This window comes from Cellulomonas sp. JH27-2, from assembly GCF_014837175.1.
GTDB lineage: Bacteria > Actinomycetota > Actinomycetes > Actinomycetales > Cellulomonadaceae > Cellulomonas.
The window spans coordinates 12,986-36,866 of the sequence record NZ_JACYFR010000005.1; the positions used below are offsets into that span (position 1 = coordinate 12,986).

26 protein-coding genes are annotated in these 23,881 nt (G+C 73.4%); 16 read left to right on the plus strand and 10 right to left on the minus strand.

All coding sequences use genetic code 11. The annotated features are described in order from the left end of the window. Positions 1-110: 110 nt before the first annotated feature. The 3 genes from glmS to IC607_RS14615 are packed head-to-tail and all read left to right on the plus strand — an operon-like array spanning position 111 to position 2,661. Positions 111-1,967 carry a glutamine--fructose-6-phosphate transaminase (isomerizing) gene (gene glmS, locus IC607_RS14605; protein WP_191788152.1) on the plus strand — a complete coding sequence of 619 codons (1,857 nt, stop codon included), beginning with the start codon at positions 111-113 and terminating at the stop codon, positions 1,965-1,967. After that, complete coding sequence (locus tag IC607_RS14610) at positions 1,967-2,311, plus strand: MazG-like family protein (protein WP_191788153.1); 345 nt, start codon at positions 1,967-1,969, stop codon at positions 2,309-2,311. The genes glmS and IC607_RS14610 overlap by 1 nt, the downstream gene beginning before the upstream one ends. Further along, complete coding sequence (locus IC607_RS14615) at positions 2,308-2,661, plus strand: holo-ACP synthase (RefSeq protein ID WP_191788154.1); 354 nt, start codon at positions 2,308-2,310, stop codon at positions 2,659-2,661. The genes IC607_RS14610 and IC607_RS14615 overlap by 4 nt, the downstream gene beginning before the upstream one ends. Positions 2,662-2,679: 18 nt before the next feature. On the opposite strand, the gene IC607_RS14620 is transcribed toward IC607_RS14615, so the two are convergent. Beyond that, on the minus strand, positions 2,680-3,447 hold the full coding sequence (locus tag IC607_RS14620) for an SDR family oxidoreductase (protein ID WP_191788155.1): 768 nt from the start codon (positions 3,445-3,447) through the stop codon (positions 2,680-2,682). A 127-nt stretch (positions 3,448-3,574) separates the two neighbouring features. Here IC607_RS14620 and IC607_RS14625 point away from each other — a divergent pair, with 127 nt between their 5' ends. Next, on the plus strand, positions 3,575-4,420 hold the full coding sequence (locus IC607_RS14625; protein WP_191788156.1) for a helix-turn-helix transcriptional regulator: 846 nt from the start codon (positions 3,575-3,577) through the stop codon (positions 4,418-4,420). A 16-nt stretch (positions 4,421-4,436) separates the two neighbouring features. Here the strand turns inward: IC607_RS14625 and IC607_RS14630 are convergent, their stop codons facing one another. Further along, entirely contained in the window at positions 4,437-5,423 is a 987-nt protein-coding gene (locus IC607_RS14630; RefSeq protein WP_191788157.1) for an LLM class F420-dependent oxidoreductase, read from the minus strand. A gap of 59 nt (positions 5,424-5,482) precedes the next feature. On the opposite strand from IC607_RS14630, the gene IC607_RS14635 reads away from it, so the two are divergent. The 7 genes from IC607_RS14635 to IC607_RS14665 are packed head-to-tail and all read left to right on the plus strand — an operon-like array spanning position 5,483 to position 11,383. Then, on the plus strand, positions 5,483-6,991 hold the full coding sequence (locus IC607_RS14635) for an NAD(P)H-hydrate epimerase (protein WP_191788158.1): 1,509 nt from the start codon (positions 5,483-5,485) through the stop codon (positions 6,989-6,991). After that, a complete protein-coding gene (locus IC607_RS14640) occupies positions 6,988-7,611 on the plus strand; it encodes a nucleoside/nucleotide kinase family protein (protein WP_191788159.1) in 624 nt (207 codons plus the stop codon). Before IC607_RS14635 ends, IC607_RS14640 begins: the two co-directional genes overlap by 4 nt. A 46-nt stretch (positions 7,612-7,657) precedes the next feature. Beyond that, complete coding sequence (gene alr / locus IC607_RS14645) at positions 7,658-8,821, plus strand: alanine racemase (protein WP_191788160.1); 1,164 nt, start codon at positions 7,658-7,660, stop codon at positions 8,819-8,821. After that, positions 8,818-9,372 carry a tRNA (adenosine(37)-N6)-threonylcarbamoyltransferase complex ATPase subunit type 1 TsaE gene (gene tsaE, locus IC607_RS14650; protein WP_191788161.1) on the plus strand — a complete coding sequence of 185 codons (555 nt, stop codon included), beginning with the start codon at positions 8,818-8,820 and terminating at the stop codon, positions 9,370-9,372. Before alr ends, tsaE begins: the two co-directional genes overlap by 4 nt. A 4-nt stretch (positions 9,373-9,376) precedes the next feature. After that, on the plus strand, positions 9,377-10,051 hold the full coding sequence (gene tsaB / locus IC607_RS14655; protein ID WP_191788162.1) for a tRNA (adenosine(37)-N6)-threonylcarbamoyltransferase complex dimerization subunit type 1 TsaB: 675 nt from the start codon (positions 9,377-9,379) through the stop codon (positions 10,049-10,051). A 7-nt stretch (positions 10,052-10,058) separates the two neighbouring features. Beyond that, a complete protein-coding gene (gene rimI / locus IC607_RS14660) occupies positions 10,059-10,550 on the plus strand; it encodes a ribosomal protein S18-alanine N-acetyltransferase (RefSeq protein WP_191788163.1) in 492 nt (163 codons plus the stop codon). Continuing rightward, on the plus strand, positions 10,547-11,383 hold the full coding sequence (locus tag IC607_RS14665; protein WP_191788164.1) for a sulfurtransferase: 837 nt from the start codon (positions 10,547-10,549) through the stop codon (positions 11,381-11,383). The genes rimI and IC607_RS14665 overlap by 4 nt, the downstream gene beginning before the upstream one ends. A 38-nt stretch (positions 11,384-11,421) precedes the next feature. On the opposite strand, the gene IC607_RS14670 is transcribed toward IC607_RS14665, so the two are convergent. After that, on the minus strand, positions 11,422-11,964 hold the full coding sequence (locus IC607_RS14670; protein ID WP_191788165.1) for a hypothetical protein: 543 nt from the start codon (positions 11,962-11,964) through the stop codon (positions 11,422-11,424). Between the two features lie 121 nt (positions 11,965-12,085). Then, a complete protein-coding gene (locus tag IC607_RS14675) occupies positions 12,086-12,727 on the minus strand; it encodes a malonic semialdehyde reductase (RefSeq protein ID WP_191788166.1) in 642 nt (213 codons plus the stop codon). An 87-nt stretch (positions 12,728-12,814) separates the two neighbouring features. Here IC607_RS14675 and tsaD point away from each other — a divergent pair, with 87 nt between their 5' ends. Then, a complete protein-coding gene (gene tsaD / locus IC607_RS14680) occupies positions 12,815-13,855 on the plus strand; it encodes a tRNA (adenosine(37)-N6)-threonylcarbamoyltransferase complex transferase subunit TsaD (protein ID WP_191788167.1) in 1,041 nt (346 codons plus the stop codon). Between the two features lie 55 nt (positions 13,856-13,910). Here tsaD and IC607_RS14685 read toward each other — a convergent pair whose 3' ends face one another. Next, positions 13,911-15,059, minus strand: a complete 1,149-nt coding sequence (locus IC607_RS14685) for a glutamate--cysteine ligase (protein WP_191788168.1) — start codon at positions 15,057-15,059, stop codon at positions 13,911-13,913. After that, on the minus strand, positions 15,059-16,240 hold the full coding sequence (locus tag IC607_RS14690) for a class I SAM-dependent methyltransferase (RefSeq protein WP_191788169.1): 1,182 nt from the start codon (positions 16,238-16,240) through the stop codon (positions 15,059-15,061). Before IC607_RS14690 ends, IC607_RS14685 begins: the two co-directional genes overlap by 1 nt. Positions 16,241-16,483: 243 nt before the next feature. On the opposite strand from IC607_RS14690, the gene groES reads away from it, so the two are divergent. Next, on the plus strand, positions 16,484-16,780 hold the full coding sequence (groES, locus tag IC607_RS14695) for a co-chaperone GroES (RefSeq protein ID WP_191788170.1): 297 nt from the start codon (positions 16,484-16,486) through the stop codon (positions 16,778-16,780). Positions 16,781-16,870: 90 nt separating this feature from the next. Here the strand turns inward: groES and IC607_RS14700 are convergent, their stop codons facing one another. Both IC607_RS14700 and IC607_RS14705 read right to left on the minus strand, forming a co-directional pair. Continuing rightward, positions 16,871-17,125 carry a hypothetical protein gene (locus IC607_RS14700; RefSeq protein WP_191788171.1) on the minus strand — a complete coding sequence of 85 codons (255 nt, stop codon included), beginning with the start codon at positions 17,123-17,125 and terminating at the stop codon, positions 16,871-16,873. A 119-nt stretch (positions 17,126-17,244) separates the two neighbouring features. Further along, entirely contained in the window at positions 17,245-17,541 is a 297-nt protein-coding gene (locus tag IC607_RS14705; RefSeq protein ID WP_191788172.1) for a WhiB family transcriptional regulator, read from the minus strand. Positions 17,542-17,886: 345 nt separating this feature from the next. Here IC607_RS14705 and IC607_RS14710 point away from each other — a divergent pair, with 345 nt between their 5' ends. From IC607_RS14710 to guaB, 3 genes are all read left to right on the plus strand, one after another. Further along, positions 17,887-18,906 carry a MerR family transcriptional regulator gene (locus IC607_RS14710; protein ID WP_225225114.1) on the plus strand — a complete coding sequence of 340 codons (1,020 nt, stop codon included), beginning with the start codon at positions 17,887-17,889 and terminating at the stop codon, positions 18,904-18,906. A gap of 138 nt (positions 18,907-19,044) precedes the next feature. Then, positions 19,045-19,719 (plus strand): LuxR C-terminal-related transcriptional regulator, encoded by a 675-nt coding sequence (locus IC607_RS14715; protein WP_191788173.1) that lies wholly within the window; start codon positions 19,045-19,047, stop codon positions 19,717-19,719. 79 nt (positions 19,720-19,798) lie between these two features. Continuing rightward, a complete protein-coding gene (guaB, locus tag IC607_RS14720; protein WP_191788174.1) occupies positions 19,799-21,307 on the plus strand; it encodes an IMP dehydrogenase in 1,509 nt (502 codons plus the stop codon). Positions 21,308-21,379: 72 nt separating this feature from the next. On the opposite strand, the gene IC607_RS14725 is transcribed toward guaB, so the two are convergent. Beyond that, entirely contained in the window at positions 21,380-22,951 is a 1,572-nt protein-coding gene (locus tag IC607_RS14725) for a UDP-N-acetylglucosamine 1-carboxyvinyltransferase (RefSeq protein WP_225225115.1), read from the minus strand. Positions 22,952-23,058: 107 nt separating this feature from the next. After that, positions 23,059-23,778 carry an exonuclease domain-containing protein gene (locus IC607_RS14730; RefSeq protein WP_191788175.1) on the minus strand — a complete coding sequence of 240 codons (720 nt, stop codon included), beginning with the start codon at positions 23,776-23,778 and terminating at the stop codon, positions 23,059-23,061. Positions 23,779-23,881: the final 103 nt, after the last annotated feature.

Here is a 23,881-nt window from a genome sequence, read left to right on the forward strand (position 1 = left end):
CCGATTGTGCCGGACGCGGGCCGTCGGGACCCGCCCGGGCTGCGGGCGCGCGGTGTGACGTCCGCCGCGCGGCTCCGGGAGCGTCGTCGGCCCCGGATAGACTCGCCGCCATGTGTGGAATCGTGGGTTACGTCGGGAGCCAGCAGGCCAGCGGACGTCCGCTGGACGTCGTGCTCGAAGGGCTGCGGCGCCTGGAGTACCGCGGCTACGACTCGGCCGGTGTCGCCCTCGTCGGTCCGGGCACGGGCCTCGAGACGGCGAAGAAGGCCGGCAAGCTGGCCAACCTCGTGGAGGAGCTCGACGCGCGCCCGCTCGACGACTCCACGGCCGCCATCGGTCACACGCGGTGGGCGACGCACGGCGGGCCCACGGACACCAACGCGCACCCGCACGTCGCCGGGCGTCTCGCCCTGATCCACAACGGGATCGTCGAGAACTTCGCGTCGCTCAAGGCCGAGCTGGTCGCCGACGGCGTCGAGTTCGTCTCCGAGACGGACACGGAGGTCGCCGCTCACCTCGTCTCGCGCGCCTATGACGCGTCGGGCGACCTGACCGCCGCCATGACGAGCGTCGTGCGCACGCTGCACGGCACGTTCACGTTGCTGGCCGTGCACGCCGACGACCCGAGCACCGTGGTCGGCGCGCGGCACGACTCGCCGCTCGTCGTCGGCCTCGGCGAGGGTGAGAACTTCCTCGGCTCGGACGTGTCGGCCTTCATCGCGCACACGCGTGAGGCGCTCGAGCTGGGCCAGGACCAGGTCGTGACCATCACGCCCGACGACGTGCGCGTGACGGACTTCGACGGGCAGCCCGCCCAGGCCCGCCGCTACACGGTGGACTGGGACGCCGCCGCCGCGGAGAAGGGCGGCTTCCGCTCCTTCATGGACAAGGAGATCCACGACCAGCCGCAGGCCGTCGCGGACACCCTGCTGGGCCGCACGGACGCGCGCGGTCGCCTGGTGCTCGACGAGGTCCGCATCGACGAGTCCGTGCTGCGGGCCGTCGACAAGATCGTCGTCATCGCCTGCGGGACCGCCGCGTATGCCGGCCACGTCGCCAAGTACGCGATCGAGCACTGGTGCCGCATCCCGGTGGAGGTCGAGCTCGCGCACGAGTTCCGCTACCGCGACCCCGTGGTGAACGAGCGCACGCTCGTCGTCGCCGTCTCGCAGTCCGGCGAGACCATGGACACGCTCATGGCCGTGCGCCACGCCCGCGAGCAGGGCGCGAAGGTCCTCGCCATCGTCAACACCCACGGCTCGACGATCCCGCGCGAGTCCGACGCGGTGCTCTACACGCACGCCGGCCCGGAGATCGCGGTCGCCTCCACCAAGGCGTTCCTCTCTCAGATCACTGCCGCCTACCTGCTGGGGCTCTACCTGGCGCAGCTGCGCGGCAACAAGTACGCCGACGAGGTCACGGAGATCCTGCGCGAGCTGCGGGCGATGCCGGAGAAGATCCAGCAGGTCCTGGACCGTGCGGGCCGGGTGCGCGAGATCGCGCGCTGGATGGTCGACACGCAGTCGGTGCTGTTCCTCGGCCGGCACGTCGGGTTCCCCGTCGCGCTGGAGGGCGCGCTCAAGCTCAAGGAGCTCGCCTACATCCACGCCGAGGGATTCGCGGCGGGCGAGCTCAAGCACGGTCCCATCGCGCTCATCGAGCCCGGTCAGCCGGTGTTCGTCGTCGTGCCGTCCCCGCGTGGCCGGGACTCGCTGCACTCCAAGGTCGTCTCCAACATCCAGGAGATCCGCGCCCGCGGCGCGCGCACGCTGGTGATCGCCGAGGACGGCGACGAGGCCGTGCGGCCGTACGCCGACGAGGTGTTCTACGTGCCGCAGTCGCCCACGCTGCTCGCGCCGCTGCTGGCCGTGGTGCCGCTGCAGGTCTTCGCGTGCGAGCTCGCGACGGCCAAGGGTCTGGACGTCGACCAGCCGCGCAACCTCGCCAAGTCCGTCACGGTCGAGTAGTGGAGATCGCGGCCGCGCAGCGCGAGATCGAGACGATCTCGCGGGTCTACGGCCGCCTGTTCGACGTCGAGCGGACCGACGACTGGCTCGTGCTCAAGCTGCACGAGGAGGTCGGCGAGCTGACGCAGGCGTTCCTCAACCGCTCCGGCCGGACCCGCGACCGGGGTCTGAGCGCGGGGGAGGCCGACGACGCCGTGCGGGCGGAGCTCGCCGACGTGCTGGCTCACGTGCTGCTGCTCGCCGAGCGTTTCGGCGTCGACCTCGACGCCGCCCTCGAGGACAAGTGGTTCCAGTACCGGCATCTGATCACGGACGCCGACCGCACGGACGGGCCGGCCGCATGATCGTCGGGGTGGGCATCGACGTCGTCGACGTCGCGCGCTTCGTCGCGACTCTGCACCGCGTGCCGTCACTGCTCGAACGGCTCTTCACGCCCGAGGAGCGCGAGATGCCCGAGACCTCCTTGGCGGCGCGGTTCGCCGCCAAGGAGGCCATCGCCAAGGCGCTCGGCGCCCCGCCGGGGATGAGCTGGCAGGACGCGACCGTCCGACGGGTCGCCGGTGCGCAGCCCGTCGTCGAGGTCACCGGGACCGTGCAGGCACGGGCCGACGAGCTGGGCGTGAGCCGGTTCCACCTCTCGATCTCGCACGACGCCGGCATCGCGTCGGCGATCGTGATCGCGGAACGCGACTGACGGCTCGGGGCTGACGGCTCAGGCGCGCCCCATGCCCTGGCCGCCGGCCGCCTCGATGCGCTGCCCCGTCACCCAGCCCATGCCCTCGGCCAGGATCGACGCGGCGGCGCGACCGACGTCGTCGGGCTCCCCGACCCTGCCCATCGCGCTCGATGCCGCGATGCGCTCGCGGTACTGCTCGTTGTCGCGGATGTTGCCGCCGGCGAAGTCCGTCGCGGTGGCGCCGGGCGCCAGCACGTTGACCGCGATCCCGCGGCTGCCGAGGGACTTGGCCAGGTAGCGGCTGTAGACCTCGACGGCACCCTTCATGGCGGCGTACACCGAGTACGCGGGGTTGACGAGGTTGACGGTGAGGCCGGTGGAGACGTTGAGGATGCGGCCGCCGTCCGCGATCAGCGGCAGCAGCTCCTGGGTGAACATGACGACGCTCAGGACGTGGACGTCGAACAGGCGCTGGACCTCGTCGGCGTCGGTGGCGCCCAGCGGCGTCTCGCCGGACGAGCCCGCGTTGTTCACGAGGATGTCGAAGGTGTCGCGCGACCAGACGTCGCGCAGCGCGGAGCGGACGGAGTCGGCGAACGTCGCGTGCGATCCCAGGTCGGTGGTCTCGAGCGGCAGCGCGACGGCGCGGCGCCCGGCCGCCTCGACGGCCGCCACCACGTCGGCCGCCTCGGTTGCGCCGGTGCGGTAGGTGATCAGCACGTCGACGCCGCTGTCGGCGAGGGCGAGGGCGGTGGCGCGGCCGAGGCCGCGGGAGCCGCCGGTGATGAGGGCGATGCGAGTCACGAGGGTGCCTTTCGTCGGAACGTCGGTGCGTCCATGCTGCGTCGCGGCGCCGTGCGCAACCAGGCCGAGCCTGTCCGGGGATCGGCGATCCCTGGTTCCGGGGCGGGCCACCACGCACCATGGACCCATGGACCGCACCCAGCTCGCCGACTTCCTGCGCACGCGTCGCGAGGCGATCCAGCCCGAGGACGTGGGCCTGCCGCGGGGGCAGCGCCGCCGGGCGCGCGGGCTGCGCCGCGAGGAGGTGGCGGCGCTGTGCGGGATGTCGGCCGACTACTACGGGCGGCTCGAGCAGGGCCGCGGCCCGACGCCGTCGGAGCCGATGCTCGCCGCGATGGCCCGCGGTCTGCGCCTGACGACGGCCGAGCGCGACCACCTGTTCCGGCTCGCGGGTCACCACGCCCCGGATCGCGTCGGCGTCGACGAGCACATCGCCCCCGGCATCCTGCGCATCCTCGACCGGCTGCAGGACACCCCGGCGCAGGTGGTGACGGAGACCGGTGAGACGCTCGCGCAGACGCCACCGGCCGTGGCGCTGCTGGGGGACCAGACGTCGTACACCGGCCTCGCGCGTTCGACCGTCTACCGCTGGTACGCGGACCCCGCCTCGCGCGACGTCTACCCGCGCGAGGACCACGCGGAGCGTGGTCGCACGTTCACGGCCGAGCTGCGGGGCGCGTACGCCCGCGGTGGCCGCGGATCACGCGCGGCCGCGATCGTCGAGGCGTTGTCGGCCCGGAGCCCGGAGTTCGTGGCGGTGTGGGCCGAGCACGACGTCGACGACAAGCACGCCCGGACCAAGCGCATCGCGCACGCCGAGGTCGGCGTCCTGACGCTCGAGTGCCAGACGCTGCTGGACACCGACAGCGGTCAGCGCCTGCTGGTGTTCACCGCCACGCCGGGCTCGCCCGACGCGGACCGGCTCGCGCTGCTCGCCGTGATCGGTGCGCAGCGGATGAGCTCGTCGGGCTGAGCCGTGTGTCGTCGGCTCAGCGCAGCTCGGGGATCACCTGGGACTCGAACAGCTCCATGCTGCTGCGGTCGTAGGCCGCGTCGGCGAAGTAGATGATCGCGTAGCCGAGGCCGAGCCCCGCCATGTGCTGCAGCTTCTCGACGACCTGCTCGACCGTGCCGACCAACGGGCCGTTGCGGAAGTCCTCGGCGAGCTGCGGTGCCCGCTCGGGCAGCGTGAGGGCGTAGTGCTCCTCGATCCACGCGATCCGGTCGTCGACGTCCGCCTGCGTCTCGCCGATGACGATGTTGTAGTTGGCCGACCGCACGATCTCGTCGAACGGCCGCCCGATGGCGTCGCAGTGCCCACGCAGCACGTCGGACTTGTGCGCGAACGTCTCGGGCGTGCCGTCGAAGTTGGTGTACTGCGCGTGCTCGGCCGCGATGCGCAGCGTCTTGCGCTCGCCGCCACCGGCGATCCACAGCGGGGGGCCGTCCTCCTGCAGCGGCAGGGGAGCGAGCTGCGCGCCGGCCACCTGGTAGTGCTCGCCGTCGAGCGTCGCGACACCGTTGGTCCACAGCTGCTTGAAGATCTGGACGCCCTCGTCGAGCATCGCGATCCGCTGGCCGGCGGTCGGGAAGCCGTAGCCGTAGGCGCGCCACTCGTGCTCGTACCAGCCGGCGCCGATGCCCATCTCCACGCGTCCGCCGGAGATGACGTCCGCCGTCGCGGCGACCTTCGCCAGGTAGGCGGGGTTGCGGTACGCCATGCACGTGCACATCTGGCCGAGGCGCACGCGGCTCGTCGATGCGGCGAAAGCGCTGATCAGGCTCCACGCCTCGTGCACGGACTCCCCGTTGGGCTCCGGGACCGCGTGGAAGTGGTCGTACACCCACAGCGACTCCCACCCCTCGGTGGCGTCGACGTGCTGCGCGAGGCCGTTCATCACCGCCCAGTGCTCGCGGGGCTCGATGCCCGTCAGGTCCTGCCGCCAGCCTTGGGGGATGAAGGTTCCGAAGCGCATGCTCCGCACGTTACCCCGCCCGTGTGGCCCGTGCGGCAGGGAGCCGACAAGATGGACGTGTGCTGCTCTCCTGGACGTCCGCGCAGGTCCGCGCCGCCGAGGAGCCCCTGCTCGCGGCGGGGGTCCCGCTCATGGACCGGGCCGCCTTCGCGCTCGCGACGCGCGTGGGCGCGCTGCTGCGCGAGCGACGGGGGCGGACGACCGGTGCGCGTGTGCTGCTCCTGGTGGGGCCGGGCAACAACGGTGGTGACGCGTTGTTCGCGGGCTCGCACCTGGCCCGCCGGGGAGTGCGCGTCGTCGCCGTCACGGCCGGCGACCGTGTGCACGGTGCCGGGGTCGCCGCGCTGCGCGAGGCGGGAGGGCTGGTCGCTCGCGCGAACGACGACGTGCGGGCGCTGGCCGCCGCCGCGGACGTCGTGCTCGACGGCCTGCTCGGCATCGGTGCGTCCGGCGGTCTGCGCGGTCGGGCGGCGGAGCTCGTCGCACTGGTCGGGCAGGGGCGCGAGGACGACGAGGCGCCGGCGCTCGTCGTGGCGGTGGATGCGCCGTCGGGCATCGGCGTCGACGACGGCGCCGTGAGCGGGAGCGTGCTGCCGGCGGACGTCACGGTGACGTTCGGCGGCGCGAAGCCGGGGCTCCTGCTGCCGCCGGCGACCTCCGTGGCGGGTCGGGTCGAGGTCGTCGACGTCGGCCTGGAGCTGCCGGACGCACCGGCGGTCGCGCGCCTCGAGGACGACGACGTCGCCGACCTGTGGCCGGTGCCGGGGCCGCAGGCGCACAAGTACACGCGTGGAGTCGTCGGCGTGATCGCCGGTGCGCGCCGCTACCCCGGGGCCGCGGTGCTCTCGACGACCGCCGCGGTGCTGACCGGCGTGGGCATGGTCCGCTATCTCGGTGACGTGGCCGACCTGGTGGTGGCGCGTCGACCGGAGGTCGTGCCGGGGGTCGGGCGGGTGCAGGCGTGGGTGTTCGGTCCGGGCGTCTCGCCCGACGACGCTGCGCAGCGCCGCCGCATCGAGCACGCGTGGGAGGGGGTGCAGCAGCGCGGTGAGGCCGCGGTGTGCGACGCCGGCGCGCTGGCCCTGCTGCCCGCGCACGTCGGTCCGCACGTGATCATCACGCCGCACGCCGGCGAGCTCGCGACCGTGCTGGGCACACGGGGGGAGCGTGTCGACCGGGCCGGCGTCGAGGCGGAACCGGTGCGCTGGGCTCGCCGGGCGCACGAGCTGACCGGGGCGACCGTGCTGCTCAAGGGGCACGTGACCGTCGTCGTCGGCGCCCAGGAGGCGGTCTACACGCAGGCCGACGCGCCGGCCTGGCTCTCGACCGCCGGGTCGGGCGACGTGCTGGCCGGCCTGCTCGGCGCGTTGCTCGCGGGCCGGGCCGACGACATCCACGAGGACCCGTCGCTCGCCGCCGCGCTGGGTGCCGCGGCCGCGCTGGTCCACGGGCGCGCCGCGCACCGGGCCAACCCGCACGGGCCCGTGAGCGCCCGGATGGTCGCCCGCGCGCTCCCGGACACGATCGCGGAGCTGCTCACCGGGCGCACCGCACACCCGTCCGCGTGAGCGGCACGTCCGCCTCGCTCGACGAGGCGCTGGGGCGTGCCCGCGCGCTCGTGGCCGACGGGAGCCGCCGGTTGCTCGGCATCGCGGGTGCGCCCGGCGCGGGCAAGTCGACGCTCGCGGCGCACGTCGCTGACGAGCTCGGCGGACGGGCCGTCGTCGTCCCGATGGACGGCTTCCACCTGGCGCAGAGCGAGCTGGAGCGGATCGGGCGCGCCGACCGCAAGGGTGCGCCCGACACGTTCGACGCGGCGGGCTTCGTGGCGCTGCTGCGGCGGCTGCGGGTCGCGGACGCCACCGTCTACGCGCCCGAGTACCGGCGCGACCTGCGCAACCCCGTCGCCGGCGCGATCGCCGTGCCGCCGGACGTGCCGCTCGTCGTCGTCGAAGGGAACTATCTGCTGCTGTCGTCGCACGGGTTCGGGCCGGTCGCGGACCTGCTCGACGAGGCATGGTTCGTCGCGCCCGACGACGACCTGCGGCTGGACCGCCTCGTCGCACGGCACGTCGCGTTCGGCAAGACGGCGCAGGCCGCGCACGACTGGTCGCACGGACCCGACGAGGCGAACGCGCGCCTCGTCGCGGCGACCGCGGCGCGTGCGGACCTGCGGGTGGTCCCGTGACGTGCTGCTGCGCCGGGAGCGGAGCGGGGATGGGAGACTGGAGCCCGTGAGCTGGTTCCCCGCGCGTGCCGTGATCGACGACGCCGCCATCGCCGCCAACGTGCGCAGCCTCGCCGCCCACGCCCCGACCGCGCAGGTCATGGCGGTCGTCAAGGCCGACGCCTACGGGCACGGCCTGGTGCCGAGCGCCCGCGCTGCCCTGGCCGGTGGGGCCGCGTGGCTCGGCGCGGCCCAGGTGGGCGAGGCGATCGAGCTGCGCCGCGCGGGCGTCGTCGGGCCCCGCGTCCTGACCTGGCTCTACGCACCCGGCGCCCCTCTCGCCGACGCGCTCGCGGTCGACCTGGACCTGTCCGTCGCCGCGCCGTGGGCGCTGGACGAGGTCGCGACCGCCGCGCGCGTCGTCGGGCGTCCGGCCCGCATCCACCTCAAGGTCGATACGGGTCTGGGGCGCAATGGTCTGACCCCCGACCAGCTCGCGGGCCTGCTGCCGGACGCGCTGCGCGCGCAGGCCGAGGGGGCGGTCGAGATCGTCGGCGTGTGGTCGCACCTGGCGTTCGCCGACGAGCCCGAGCACCCGACCGTGCGCGCGCAGGAGCAGGTGTTCGCGGACGCCGTCGCGCTCGTCGAGAGTGCCGGTGCCCACCTCGAGGTCCGGCACCTGGCCAACTCCGCCGCCACGCTGACCGCGCCCCGCGCGCATTACGACCTCGTGCGGCCGGGCATCGCGGTCTACGGGCTCTCGCCCGTCCCGCAGCTCGGCTCGTCGGCCGACTTCGGGCTCGTGCCGGCCATGACGGTCGAGGCCGAGCTGGCCACCGTCAAGCCCGTCCCCGCGGGCCACGGCGTGTCCTACGCGCACCAGTACGTCACGCCGCGCGACACCGTCCTCGGGATCGTGCCGATGGGGTACGCCGACGGGGTGCCGCGGCACGCGTCGGGCACGCAGGACCACGTCGGCGGCCCCGTCCAGGTGGGTGGCCGCCGGCTGGGCGTGGCCGGCCGCGTCTGCATGGACCAGGTGGTGGTGGACCTGGGCCCGGACGCGACCGAGGTCGCGGGGGACCGCGTCGTGCTGTTCGGGAACGGCGCGGACGGCGGCCCGACGGCCCAGGACTGGGCACAGGCCGCGGGCACCATCTCGTACGAGATCGTGACCCGGCTGGGCGCGCGCGTGCCGCGCTCGCACATCAACTCGGAGGGACAGCAGTGAGCGAGCAGACCATCGTCCGGCTCCCGGACGCCGACGCGACGCGCGGCTTCGGTCGTGCGCTGGCCGACATCCTGCGGGCGGGGGACCTCGTGGTCCTGACCGGTGATCTGGGCGCCGGCAAGACGACGCTGACCCAGGGCCTCGGCGCGGGCCTGAACGTGCGCGGTCAGGTCGCGTCGCCCACGTTCATCATCGCGCGCGAGCACCCGCCGCTGCCGCGCCCCGACGGCTCGCGCGGCCCGGCCCTCGTGCACGTCGACGCCTACCGGCTGGGCTCGCTCGACGAGGTCGACGCGCTGGACCTGGACGCGAGCCTGGACGAGGCCGTCACCGTCGTCGAGTGGGGGGCCGGCTGGGTCGAGGGGCTGTCCGCCGACCGTCTGGAGGTCGCGATCCAGCGGCCGCGCGGCGGCCAGGCGGACGGGACCGCCGACACGCCGTCCGGCGCCGAGGCCGACGACCCCGCCGGCGGCGAGCGCGTCGTGACCGTGACCGCCGTCGGACCGCGGTGGGACGGCGTCGCCCTCCCGAGCGCACCAGTGGCAGGCTGAGACCGTGCCCGTCCTCGCTCTCGACACCTCCGGCGCGGTCGCCGTCGCCCTGACCGACGACGCCGGGGCCGTCCTCGCCGCCCGCTCCGACGACCAGCAGCGCCACCACGCCGAACTGCTCGCCCCGATGATCGCGGCCGTCCTGGCCGAGGCCGGTGTCGACCGCCGCGACCTGTCGGCGGTCGTGGTCGGTACCGGCCCCGCGCCCTTCACCGGGCTGCGGGTCGGGCTGGTCAGCGCCCGCACGCTCGCGCTCGCCCTCGGCGTCCCCGCGCTCGGCGTGCCGTCGCTCGACGCGATCGCCGCGGCCGCGTCGCGCGACCTCGAGCCGGGTGCCGACATCGTCGTCGGGACGGACGCCCGCCGCCGCGAGGTCTACTGGGGCACGTACCGCGTCGTCGGCGCGGGCTCGGTCGAGGTCGTCCTACCCCCGCAGGTGGGTGCGGCGGCCGACGTCGTGGTCCCGGCCGGTGCGACCGTCGTCGGGCGAGGCGCGCTGCTGTACCCCGACCTGGGCGCCGGCTCGGTCGACGGGCACCTCCTGGACCCGGACCCCGCCGAGCTGGCTCGCCTGGCGATCGAGCGCCGGGCGCAGGGCCTGGACCTGCCGACCGTGCCGCTGTACCTGCGCCGGCCGGACGCCGTGCCGAGCGCCGCGAGCAAGCGCGTCCTGGGCTGACGTCGGCATGGCTGACGTCGGCACGCCCGCGCTGCGCGTCCTGACGCGCGCCGACCTGCCCGCGCTCGAGCGCATGGAGCGCGAGCTGTTCGGCTCGGGGGCGTGGTCGCGCGCGATGCTCGCCGAGGAGCTCGACGGCCCGGGGCGCTGGTACGTCGGCGTCGAGGACGCGGGCGCGCTCGTCGGCTACGCCGGGCTGTGGTTCGACGGCGACGACGCGCAGGTCATGACGATCGGCACCGATCCCGCCCACCAGGGTCGCGGCCTGGGGCGCGTCATGCTCGACGCGCTCGTCGCGCAGGCCCGAGCGTGGCGAGCCGCGTCCCTGCTGCTGGAGGTCCGGGTCGACAACGAGCCCGCGCTGCGGCTGTACCGCGGCGCCGGCTTCGAGCAGCTCGGGCTGCGCAAGGGCTACTACCAGCCCGAGAACGTCGACGCCTGGACGATGCGGCTGCCGCTCGTCGCGGGTCCCGTCACCACCGGAGGAGAGGCACCATGACCAGTCGCGACGAGGTCCTCGTCGACGCACCCACCCTTGCCGACCTGCTCGCCGGCGACGAACCGCCCGTGCTGCTGGACGTGCGCTGGGCCCTGGGCCGCACGGACGGTCGCGACCAGTACCTGGAGGCGCACCTGCCGGGCGCGGTCTTCGTCGACCTGGACGCCGAGCTGGCCGCGCCGCCGAGCGCTCAGGACGGCCGCCACCCGTTGCCCGCGGTCGACGACCTCGAGGCCGCGGCGCGCCGCTGGGGTGTGCGCGACGGCGGTGCGGTCGTGGTCTACGACGCCGGTCCGGGGACGTCGGCGGCGCGTGCGTGGTGGCTGCTGCGGTGGGCCGGCCTGGCCGACGTGCGCCTGCTGGACGGCGGTCTCGCGGCGTGGCAGGCAGCCGATCTCGCGGTCGAGGCCGGCGACGTGGAGGCCGAGGCCGGCGACGTCGTCGTGCGACCCGGCGGCATGCCGACGATCGACGCCGACGGTGCCGCGACGTGGGACGGCCCGCTCCTGGACGCCCGGGCGACGGAGCGCTTCGTCGGCGACGTCGAACCCGTCGACCCGCGCGCTGGCCACATCCCGGGCGCGGTCTCCGCGCCGACGGCCGACAACGTCGGCGCCGACGGCACGTTCCTGGCCCCCGAAGCGTTGCGCGACCGCTTCCGCGCGCTGGGAGCCGCCGCCGGCGCACCCGTCGCGGTCTACTGCGGTTCCGGCGTGACGGCTGCCCACCAGATCGCGGCCCTGGCCGCGGCGGGCATCGACGCCGCCCTCTACCCGGGCTCGTGGTCGCAGTGGTCGAACGACGCCGCCCGCCCGGTCGCGACGGGGATCTGAGGGCGTCGCTCTGAGGGCGTCGCTCGAAGGGCGGGTCGTCAGGCTGGTTCGCGCGCCAGGTCGACGAGCCACGTGGGATCGGACCCGCGGCTGAGCTCGACCTGCTGCCAGAACGCCACCACGGCCGCCTGCTGCGCATCGCTGAGGTAGTGTCCGGCGGCCTTCGACCGTTCGACGCCGACGAGGCCCGAGATCATCACCCGAACCGTGCGGTCGCCCTGGGTCTCCGTGCGGATCACACGGTTCCCGTCGCCCGGGACGCACGACGGCGCGGCGTCGCTCGCGTCGTCGCAGACCACGCCGCTCAGCTCGCCCTCCTGGAAGATCAGGATCGGGGCCTCGCGCCCGGCCTCGTCGATCTGGGTGCTGGCCGACAGCATCTGGAAGTACGGCGGGAGGGACGTCGGTGCCAGGGCGTCGTGCCGGGCCCGGACCTGCACAGCGGCTTCCCTGCTCATGGTCACCATCGGATCCTCGGTGGGCGTGCTGGTACTGCCCACCCCCGTCGTGACCGCCACCCCGGCAGCGGCGACGCCCGCGACGGCGACACCACCCCAGAACGCTCGACCGAGACCGATCACGGTTCCCCCTTGTTCCGCCGCCGCGTAACGGACGGCACGGGACGAACGTAGCGGACCCGGACGTGCGGGAGGGCCGCGATCCCGGGTGGGATCGCGGCCCTCGCCGTGCTGCGTCAGCCGGTCAGACGGTCAGGGAGACCTCGTCGTAGGTGTGGCGGGCGCCGCGGGGGTAGTGCGTGCCCTCGCCCTCGCGGTGGCCGACGTTGATGATGAGCTGGCTCTGCCAGCCGTTCTCGGCGAAGAACTCGGCGTCCACGCCGGCGGTGTCGAGGCCGGCCATGGGGCCCGCGTCCAGACCGGCGGCACGCAGGCCGACGATGAGGTAGCCGAACTGGATGAGCGTGTTCATGCGGGCCATCTGCTCGCGCTGCTCGACCTGCGGGTCCAGGGCCTCGCCGAGGGCGGCCATGTGCGGCGCCAGCGTCGGCATGTGGCGGTGGAAGCCGGGGTCCGAGGCGACGATCAGCGTCACCGGCGCGGCCAGCACGCGGTCGCGGTTGCCCTCGTTGACGTGCTTCGACAGGCGCTCGCGGGCCTCGGGCGTGCGCACGACGAGCAGGCGCAGCGGCGTGGTGTTGATCGCGGTGGGGCCCCACTTGATGAGGTCGTAGACACCGGCGAGCTCCTCGTCGGTGACGGGCTCGTCCGTGAACGCGCCGACGGTCCGCGCGGAGCGGAACAGCAGATCGGCGACGTCGTCGGCGACGGCGAGCGAGGGCGTGGGGAAGTCGAGTCCGTCGAGGACGGTCGTGTCAGTGGTCATAACTGATTCAAGGTTCAACGATCGGGACGTGTTCCGTGATCAGGCGTGATGCTCGTCACCGTGCGTCCCACCCCTATCCTGGGGCGCATGGCTGAACCCCTCGTGCTCGGGATCGAGACCTCCTGCGACGAGACGGGCGTGGCGCTCGTGCGCGGGCACGACCTGCTCGTCGACGCCGTCGCCTCGTCCGTCGACGAGCACGCGCGCTTCGGCGGGATCATCCCCGAGATCGCGTCGCGTGCGCACCTCGAGGCGATGGTCCCGACGATCGAGCGCGCGCTCGCCACCGCCGACGTCTCGCTCGGCGAGGTCGACGCGATCGCGGTGACAGCCGGCCCCGGCCTCGTCGGGCCCTTGACGGTCGGTGCGTCCGCGGCGAAGGCACTCGCGATCGCGCTCGACAAGCCGCTGTACGGCGTCAACCACGTCATCGGGCACGCGGTGGTCGACGAGCTCGTCGACGGGCCGTTCCCCGAGCGCGTCATGGCGCTCGTCGTGTCCGGCGGACACTCGTCGCTGCTGATGATCGACGACACCGTGAACGTGACCGAGCTCGGCTCCACGCTCGACGACGCCGCGGGCGAGGCCTTCGACAAGGTCGGCCGCCTGCTGGGCCTGCCGTACCCCGGCGGCCCGCACATCGACCGGCTCGCGCGCGAGGGCAACCCGGCCGCGATCCGCTTCCCGCGCGGGCTGACCGCACCGAAGGACCAGGCCAAGCACGCCACGGACTTCTCGTTCTCTGGCCTCAAGACCGCCGTCGCGCGCTGGGTCGAGGCCCGGCAGGACGCCGGCGAGGAGATCCCGCTGGCCGACGTGTCCGCCTCGTTCGCCGAGGCCGTCGCCGATGTGCTCACGGCCAAGACGATCGCCGCCGCGAAGGCTCACGGCGTGCAGACGCTGGTGGTGGGCGGCGGGTTCTCCGCCAACTCGCAGCTGCGCGACATGGCCGCCCGCCGGTGCGAGGAGGCGGGGATCGAGCTGCGCATCCCGCCCATCCGCTACTGCACCGACAACGGCGCGATGATCGCCGCGCTCGGCTCGGCCGTCGTCCGCCGCGACCTGCCGCCGTCGTCGCTCGACATCCCGGTCGACTCGTCGATGCCCCTGACGACCGTGCTCGTCTGAGGATTCCAGGGATCCGGCGCGTCGGGCGAGCCGACTCCTCGGAATCGTCCGGGCGTCAGAGCGGGCGGGCGGCCTTGAACTCGGCGACCAGGGAGTCGGCGACGGCGCTCAGGTCGCCCGCGTTGCGGCGGGCAACGGCTCGTTGGCGCTGGTACGACGCGCCCCGCCGCAGGATGACGCGCACCTGCTCGAGCTCCTCGGTGCAGCCGAGGCGTTCCGCGACGGGTGCGAGGTCGGCGAGCCACTTCTGGACGGAGTCGGTGACGAGCTCCTCGTCGCCCGCGTCGTTCGTGATGATGATCGCGTCCATGCCGTACCGGGCCGAGCGCCACTTGTTCTCCTGCGCGAACCACGGCGGCAGCGTGGGGAGCTGCTCACCGCGGTCCAGCATCGAGGAGAAGTGCTCGACGAAGCAGTGCGTGAGCGCCGAGATGGCGCCGACCTCGAGCAGGTTCGTCGCGCCGTCCGCGATGCGCATCTCAAGCGTGCCGAACCGCGGGGCGGGGCGGATGTCCCAGCGGACCTCGTCGAACTGGTCGATGACACCCGTGTGCATCATGTCGCCGACGTACTGCTCGAGCTGCTCCCAGCGGTCGAACCCGAACGGCAGGCCGGCCGTGGGCAGCTGCTGGAAGAGCAGCGCGCGGTTGGAGGCGTAACCGGTGTCCTTGCCGGCCCAGAACGGGGACGACGCCGACAGCGACTGGATGTGCGAGAACACCGTGAGCATGGCGCGCGAGATCGGCAGCACCTTGTCCCGGTCCTCGATGCCGACGTGCACGTGGACGCCGTAGATGAGCATCTGCCGGCCCCACCACTGCGTGCGGTCGATGAGCGTGGCGTAGCGCTGCTTGTCGCTGACCTTCTGCGTGTCCCAGTGCGCGAAGGGGTGCGTGCCGCCGCCCATGAGGTCGATCCGCAGCGGCTCGGCAGCGGCGGCGACCTCGGCGAGGGCCTCGCGCAGGTCCTCGACCGCCTGGCCGATCGTCACGCACTTGCCTGACGACACCTCGACCGTGTTGCGCAGGAGCTCCTGCGTGATGTGGGGGTGGTCGGTGCCGTCGGCGGGCCGCACGGCCGCGAGGATGGTCTCCGCGGCCTGGCGCAGGTCGCCGGAGTCCGCGTCGACGAGCGCGACCTCCCACTCGATCCCGACCGTGGACCGCTCCGAGCGCGCAAAGGGCAGCTGCACCGCGTCCGCCATCACACCACCTCCACGACGAGCACCTGCTGGTGACCGGCCACGCGGGTCAGGACGATCGTCGCACCCTGGTCCCCGCGCAGGTCGAGCTGCTTGCGCAGCTGCTCGGGGACGACCGCGGTGCCGCGCTTCTTGATGGTGAGGCGGCCGACGCCGCGCTCGCGCAGGTAGGTGCGCAGGCGCTTGAGGCCGAACGGCATGGTGTCGAGGACGCGGTACGCCGTCGCGGTGGGGGTAGGGACCAGGTCGTCGGACGTCACGTAGGCGATCGTCGGGTCGACGAGCCTCCCGTGCACGCGCTGGGCGACCTCGCCGACCAGGCCCGAGCGGATCACGGCCCCGTCGGGCTCGTAGAGATAGGCGCCCACCGGTCCCGCCTCCGCATCGAAGGGGCCGTCCGGTCCGGGCGCGACGACGGTCGACGCGCCGTCGGCGAGCAGGAGGGCCGAGCGGCCCGGCCCTTCGGGCGCCAACGGACCGAACCACAGCCCGACCTCGACGACGTCGCCGCCCACGGAGACCCACTGGGCGTGCGCGTCGTCGGGCAGCGCGCTGTGCGGGATGCCGGGACCGAGCTTGAGGCCCAGGGCGGGGACCTTCTCCCGCAGCGACAGCACCGCGTCCAGCGGGGGAGCGTAGGCCGACGGGTCGAACAGGCGGCTGCCGTGCGCGGTGCGCCGGGCCGGGTCCGCGTACAGCCCGTCGATGCCGGTCAGGTCCTGCGTCAGGCCGTCCCCGTGCCGGACGGTGGCCTCGGGGAAGTGCCGCAGGTTCACCGTGGCGATGGCGGCCGTCATCTCGTCGACGTCGGACGCGGTGACGCGCAGCCCCACACCCGCGAACGCCATCGCGTCCGCCCCGATCCCGCACGTCAGGTCAGCGACGTGCGTCAGCCCGGCGTCGCGGTAGCGCCGGGCGTGGTGCGCGGCGACCTCCAGCCGGGTCGCCTGCTCCAGGCCCGCCTGCGTGAAGAGCATGCCGTCGGCGAAGTCGCCCAGCTTGGTGTGGGCCTTGGCGCGCAGCCGCGACTGGGTGAGGGCAGCGGAGACGAGCACCGGGTCGAGGCCTTCGGCGCGCAGCCGCTGCGACAGCGGCATGGCCAGCTTCTCGTCGTACGGTGGCAGCGCGGACAGCAGCGCCCACCCGTCGGGGGCGAGCAGGGCGGTCAGGCCGGCGGCGTCCACGCGCCGATCCTTGCACGCGGTCGTCGTCCGCCGCGCCGCGAGGAGCCGGCCGTTCGCCCGCAGCGAGCACGAGTCCGACTTCTGGCACTCAGGTTGACCGAGTGCTAACGCGTTCCTAGAGTTGGCAACTGGCACTCTCGGATCGAGTGTGCCAACGCGCCCCAGGTCCCGGCACCCGCGACGACGTGGCCCGACGGCGTACCAACATCGCTGAACTACTCACACGCGAAGGGGAGGTCCGCTGTGTCGGTCTCCATCAAGCCCCTCGAGGACCGGATCGTCGTCAAGACGCTCGAGGCAGAGACGACGACCGCCTCCGGTCTCGTCATCCCGGACAGCGCCAAGGAGAAGCCCCAGGAGGGCGAGGTCCTGGCGGTCGGCCCCGGTCGCATCGACGACAACGGGAACCGCGTGCCGCTCGACGTGGCCGTCGGCGACAAGGTCATCTACTCCAAGTACGGCGGCACCGAGGTCAAGTACGCCGGCGAGGAGCTGCTGATCCTCTCGGCTCGCGACATCCTCGCGGTCGTCGTCAAGTGATCTGAGGGGGCGCCACCCGGCGTCCCGCGCGGCCCCCGCGGAGCTCGTCCACGACGAGCGCCGCGGGGGCCGTTCTCGTCGGCGCGGGCGTCAGCCGTCCGCGCACACCGCGAGGGTGTCGCCGGTCGTGAGGTCCGCACACGTCTGCCGCGTGACGACCTGCTCGCCGAAGGAGTCGGCGGTGGAGTCCGTGGTCATCTCGATGCCGTCGATGCCCGCTCCGGTGCGGTACCGGGTGACGATCGGGTCGCCCTCGGTGGTCCAGCTCGTGAGCTGCAGCTCGGCGCCGGTCCCGTGGGCGGCCTCGGCTCCGGCGCGCAGGCACGCCCACGCCTCGTCCGGCACCTGCTCGCGGCCCTGCGCGCCGAACGTCCCGCACGACGCCGGCGGGCGGGTCGGGATGTGCAGAACCCCACCGATCGGGTGACCGGTGGGGTTCGCGGAGATTCAGGTCGGGTGGAGCGTCAGACGGCGCGTGTGGTGCGCGTGCGCTGCGACAGGATCGCGGCCCGCTCGTCCTCGGACAGGCCGCCCCACACGCCGTAGGGCTCGCGCACCTGGAGCGACTGCTCGCGGCACTCCTTCATGACGGGGCAGGTGGCGCAGATCGCCTTGGCCGCCTCGGCGCGGCGCCGGCGGGCCGACCCACGCTCGCCCTCGGGGTGGAAGAAGAGGTCCTGGTCGGCGTCGCGGCACGCGCCGTCGAACTGCCACTCCCACAGATCCATCACCGGTCCGGGGAGTCGCGAGATCTCGGCCATGAGTTCCTCCTGAGGCTTCTGCGGCGCCGGGCGCCGGCCGTCTGTGCTGCACGGTCATGGGTGGTGCGAAGTTCGGGTGCCGCCGTGGCGACGAGCGAAACGTTACAACCGCGCCAGAAGTTGTTCAAGGCCCGTTCGCAAGTTTTCTTGCTGAATCGAAATCCACAGGGTTGTCCCAAGGCTGTGGCTGAGCCGATGTGCGCACCGTGGCCCGTGATCGTCGCGATCATGCAGGTGGTGCGCGCGTCGGGCGGACGTGTCGTGACGATCGTCACCCGTCAGCGCGTCGGGTCTGACCCGCGAGGTTCGGCGCGCGCCGCCGCGCACGGCTGGCAGAATCGCGCCATGACCGGATCCCGCGACGAGCGTGCGAGCGGCGCGGACGCGATGCCGGCGCGATCGGACCGGCCGAACCCATCGGGCGGCGGTGTGGAGGCCGGTGCCGGGGACGGCGTGCCGGCCGACGGGCCCGCGCTCGCGGTCGCGGCGGTCGCTCGGAGGCTGGGTGTCGCGCCGGCGACCCTGCGCACCTGGGACCGGCGGTACGGGCTCGGCCCCAGCGAGCACTCGGCGGGTGCGCACCGGCGCTACTCGCCCCAGGACGTCGAGCGCCTCGTCGTCATGCGTCGGCTCACGCTCGAGGGTGTGGCTCCGGGGGAGGCGGCGCGAGCGGCGCTGAGCGGCGCCGCGCTGCCGGGACCGGGGCTTGCCGCCGTGACGCACGCGCCCGCGGTCGTCACCGTCTCGATGGTCGTCGACGCCGCGATGGTCGACGACGCCGCCGCCTGCGGTCGTCTGCTGGCCATGGACCCCGACGGGGACGTCACGCGCTGGTGGACGGACCTCGCCGCGCCCGTCCTCGAGGCGCTGGCCCGTCGGACGGTCCTGGACCGACCCGGTGCCGATGCAGCCCGCACCGTGGAGCACGCCGCGCTCGACGCGCTGCGGGCACGGACGGGTCCGCGGTCCGCGCGCCCGGCGCCCGTCGTCCTCGTCCTGTGCCCCGTCGGCGTCTCGCGTCCCCTCGTCGCCCACGTCCTCGCGGCGGCCCTGGCCGCGGAGGGTCTCGATGCGCGCATCGTCGGCGGACCGACGGGTGAGCGCCAGGTGCTCGAGCTCGTCGCGATGACCCGACCGCGCGCCGTCGTGACGGTCGCGCCGCGTACGGCGCGGGACGTGGCTGCGGTGGCGCGCGTGGGCGCCGAGCACGCGGACGTGCCGCAGTTCGTCATGTCGGCCGACGTCGCCGACCTGGTGATCCCCGTCGGTGCGTCGATCCACCGGGCCCGGACCCTGCAGGGACTGGTGCCCGAGGTCCTCGCCGTGGCGTCCGCCGGGTCGACGCCCGAGGCAATCCGCCCATAGAGCCTCCTAACCGGCGCGTCAAGACGGCGATCGGGGCAGATTACGGACACCGGCTAACGTCGGTGTCCCGCCCCGCCGATACCCAGGGAACAGCTGACGTGGTCGTCGGCGAATTCCGGTCCGGGGGAGGTAGCACGCATGGCGGGAGTCGTGGTGTGTCACGGCTCGACAGTCGTGCGCGAGAGGCTCGTGGTGACATCCATCGGGGTGCCCACCTTGAGCCCCGTGCGCGCCGCGGCGAACGTCGAGGAGCTGCTGGCGCACGCGCGTCGCAACCCGCCGGCGATCGTGCTGCTGGACGCGCACATCCCTGCTCCCGGAGCCAACGAGGCCATCCGCCGGCTGCGGGCCGTCGCGCCCTCGGCTGCGGTCGTGCTCCTCGCGGCGTCGGACGACCAGGTCGCGCTCGACCGCGCGCTGTCCCTGGGTGCGCGCGGTTTCCTTGCGCCCGACGTGGGGCGGCCCGAGCTGTCGGCCGTCGCCGCGCACGTCCTGGCCAGCCCCACGCTGCCGGCGCCGGAGCGTCAGGTGAACGAGGTCCCTCACCCGTCCGTCCCGCCGCTCGCGGACCTGGCGCCGGAGACCGTCGAGGCGCCTGCACCGCTGCCGAGCGCCCCGGTCGTGCTCACCAAGCGTGAGATCGAGGTGCTGGTCGGCATGAGCAACGGGCGGTCCAACGCGCAGATCGGCCAGGAGCTGTTCCTCTCCGAGGACACGGTCAAGACCCACGCCCGTCGGCTGTTCCGCAAGCTGGGCGCGTCCGACCGGGCGCAGGCCGTCGCGATCGGCCTGCGCGGCGGCCTCATCCGCTGACGGTCCGCTTCGTCCACACCGCCGACTGAACCCCGAGACAGGGGTTCGGACGGGCGCGCGGGCGACGTACGATTGCCCGATGACGGAGCAGGTGCACGACCCGTTCGCCCTCACGGGACTGACCTACGACGACGTCCTCCTCCTGCCCGGAGAGACGGACGTCATCCCCAGCGAGGTCGACACGACCTCGCGGCTGACGCGTGAGCTCACCGTGCGGGTGCCGCTGCTGTCGGCCGCCATGGACACCGTGACGGAGTCGCGGATGGCCATCGCGATGGCCCGCCAGGGCGGCATCGGCATCGTGCACCGCAACCTGTCGATCGAGGACCAGGCGCACCAGGTCGACCGGGTCAAGCGCTCCGAGTCGGGCATGATCACCGACCCGGTGACCGTGGGCCCGGACGTGACGCTCGCCGAGCTGGACCGTCTGTGCGGCGTGTACCGGGTCTCGGGTCTGCCCGTGGTCGACGACGCCCAGCGCCTGCTCGGCATCATCACCAACCGCGACCTGCGCTTCGTGCCGGGCGACGAGTTCGCCACGCGCCGCGTGCGCGAGGTCATGACGCCCATGCCGCTCGTGACCGCACCCGTCGGGATCGCGCGCGACGACGCCGCCGCGCTGCTGGCCAAGCACAAGATCGAGAAGCTCCCCCTGGTCGACGACGCGGGTGTCCTGCGGGGCCTGATCACCGTCAAGGACTTCGTGAAGTCCGAGCAGTACCCGCTCGCCACCAAGGACGCCGAGGGGCGCCTGGTGGTCGGTGCGGCGATCGGTTTCTTCGGTGACGCCTGGACGCGGGCCACCGCGCTCGTCGACGCCGGTGTGGACGTGCTCGTCGTCGACACCGCGCACGGCCACGCCCGGCTGCTGCTGGAGATGATCCAGCGCGTGAAGTCCGACCCGGCCACCCGCCACGTGCAGGTCATCGGCGGCAACGTCGCCACGCGTGCCGGTGCGCAGGCCCTCGTGGACGCGGGCGTCGATGCCGTCAAGGTCGGCGTCGGCCCGGGCTCCATCTGCACCACCCGCGTGGTCGCCGGTGTCGGCGTCCCTCAGGTCACGGCGATCTACGAGGCGTCGCTCGCGACGAAGCCCGCAGGTGTCCCGCTCATCGGCGACGGCGGCCTGCAGTACTCGGGCGACATCGCCAAGGCGCTCGTCGCCGGCGCGGACACCGTGATGCTGGGCTCGCTGCTGGCCGGGTGCGACGAGTCGCCCGGGGACCTCGTCTTCGTCAACGGCAAGCAGTACAAGCACTACCGCGGCATGGGGTCGCTCGGTGCGATGGCGTCGCGCGGGCGCGTCTCCTACTCCAAGGACCGCTACTTCCAGGCAGACGTCACGTCCGACGAGAAGATCGTGCCCGAGGGCATCGAGGGTCAGGTGCCCTACCGCGGTCCGCTGTCGGCTGTCGCGCACCAGCTCGTCGGCGGCCTGCACCAGTCGATGTTCTACGTCGGCGCGCACACCATCGACCAGCTCCAGGACCGCGGCCGGTTCATCCGCATCACGCCGGCGGGGCTCAAGGAGTCCCACCCGCACGACATCCAGATGACGGTCGAGGCGCCGAACTACACGCGCGGCTGACGACCTCGCACGCAGGAACGCCGCGCCCGGCGACGATCGCGGGCGCGGCGTTGGCGTGTCAGGGCTTCCGGCTCAGTCGCGGAACGTCTCGATCTGCGCGCCCAGCTCGACGAGGCGCTCCTGGAGCTGCTCGTAGCCGCGGGCGATGATGTCGACGTCGCGCAGCACCGCGGTGCCCTTGCTGGCCAGCATCGCGAGCAGGATGACGACCGCGGGGCGCAGGGCGGGCGGGCACGAGATCTCCGCGCCCGACCAGTGCGCCGGGCCGGAGACCTGCAGGCGGTGCGCGTCGAGCAGCCGGACGTCGGCACCCAGCCGGGTCAGGTCCGTCAGGTGGATCGCCCGGCCGTCGTAGACCCAGTCGTGGATGAGCGTGGTGCCCTGCGCGCACGCCGCGATGGCGGCGAAGAACGGCAGGTTGTCGATGTTGAGGCCCGGGAACGGCATCGCGTGGATCTTCTCGATCGCATGCAGCTCGCTGGGGTGCACCGTGATGTCCACGAGGCGCGTGCGGCCGTTGCGGGCGGCGTACTCGGCCGACAGCGTGACACGCTGACCCATCTCCGCCAGCGTGGCCAGCTCGATCTCCATGAACTCGATCGGCACCCGGCCCACGGTGATCTCGGAGTGCGTCACGATCCCCGCCGTGAGCAGGCTCATGGCCTCCACGGGGTCCTCGGAGACGGCGTACTCGACGTCCGCGTCGATGACCGAGCGGCCGTGCACGCGCAGCGTCGTCGTCCCGATGCCGTCGATCCGCACGCCCAGCAGCTCCAGGTAGAAGCACAGGTCCTGGACCATGTAGTTGGGGCTCGCGTTGCGGATGGTCGTGACGCCGTCGCGGCGGGCGGCCGCCATGATGACGTTCTCCGTCACGGTGTCGCCGCGCTCGGTGAGGACGACGGACAGGTCGTGTGTGCTGGGGGCGTCCACGACCGCCTGGTACTCGCCCGCGGTGGCGGTGATCGACAGGCCGAACGGGCGCAGGCCCACCATGTGCGGCTCGACGGTGCGCGTGCCGAGGTCGCAACCGCCCGCGTAGGGGAGCCGGAACTCGTCGCGGCGGCCCAGCAGCGGGCCCAGGAACATGATGATCGACCGGGTGCGCCGCGCGGCGTCGGCGTCGATGCTGTCGAGGTCCAGGCCGTCCGGCACCTGGATCTCCAGGTCGCGGCCGTCGGGTGACCACACGGCCCGCACGCCGATCGAGCGCAGCACGGTGACGATGCGGTCGACCTCGACGATCCGCGCGACGCCGCGCAGCCGCGTGGTGCCGCGGTTGAGCAGCGACGCGCACAGCAGCGCGACCGCGCCGTTCTTGGACGTGTTGACGTCGATCCGGCCGCTGAGCGGGTGGCCGCCGTGCACGCGCAGGTGCGTGCGCTGCGGGCCGCCGAGCGTGACGATGGGGGAGTCCAGCGCTCCGCCGATGCGGGTGAGCATCTCGAGGCTGACGTTCTGCGCGCCCTGCTCGATGCGGTGCACAGCCGACTGGCTGGTGCCGAGGCGCTCGGCGAGCTGGGCCTGCGTGAGGCCGCGGTGCTGGCGGGCCGAGCGGACCAGCGACCCGACCGCCAGCAGCGGGTCGGGGGCGATCGGCAGTGCGGCCGTGGTGGTGGGGACGAAGGACTCGGTCGTCGTCATGCGGCCGAGCGTATCTCACGGATGAGATATGGCAACGGGTTTGACCCGGAGATTTCGCCCACAGCCTGCTCGACAGATGTCAGGTGTGAGATATCAGCAGGTCCGCGTCACCACAGCGTGCCGACGGGTTCACGCACGGGCCAGTGGCCGGCGGCGCCGGGGCCGTCGAGGCCACGCTCGGTGCGCCACGCGTTGAACGCCTCGGCCCACGCCCGGTGCGCCGTGACCTGGTAGGCGTGCAGCTCGTCGAGGTCCAGGTCCGCCAGGTGCGGGAAGCGCCCGACGATGCGCTCGAGCACGTCCAGGGTCGCGACGACGTCCACGTCCGCGCTGTGCAGCGAGCCGGACTCCGTGACCTCGTAGTACCCGCACAGGTCGACGAGCTTGCGCTTGCCCTGCCGGTAGCGGTCCGCGGCGCGGTCGAGGACCAGCGGGTCGATGACGGGCCGCGGGTCGCAGCACAGCCGGTCGGGGACCGTGGGCAGGCGGTGGCGGCGCAGCTCGGCGTCCAGCAGGCACAGGTCGAATGCGGCGTTGTAGGCGACGACCGGGACGCCGTCGCGCATCGCCTGGGCGATCTCCTCCGCGATCTCGTCGAGCGCCCCCGCCGGCGCCACGCCGTGCTCCTGCGCGTGCTCGGTGGAGATGCCGTGGATCTGTGCCGCGGCCTCCGGGATCGGCACACCCGGGTCGATGAGCCAGGTGCGGATCGTCGTGCCGCCGGCGTCCCGGCGCACGAGCGCCGCGGTGACGATGCGGTCGGAGTCGACGTCGACGCCCGTCGTCTCGGTGTCGAAACCGAGCAGGGGTCCCGCGCTCCAGGTCATCGTCCTCGTCCTTCGTCGTGCTCTGTCGTCCTTCGTCAGCATCGCACCGGCCACCGACACGACCCGGCAGGCGGCCCCGCGTGCCGCGGATCGGGTCGAACCG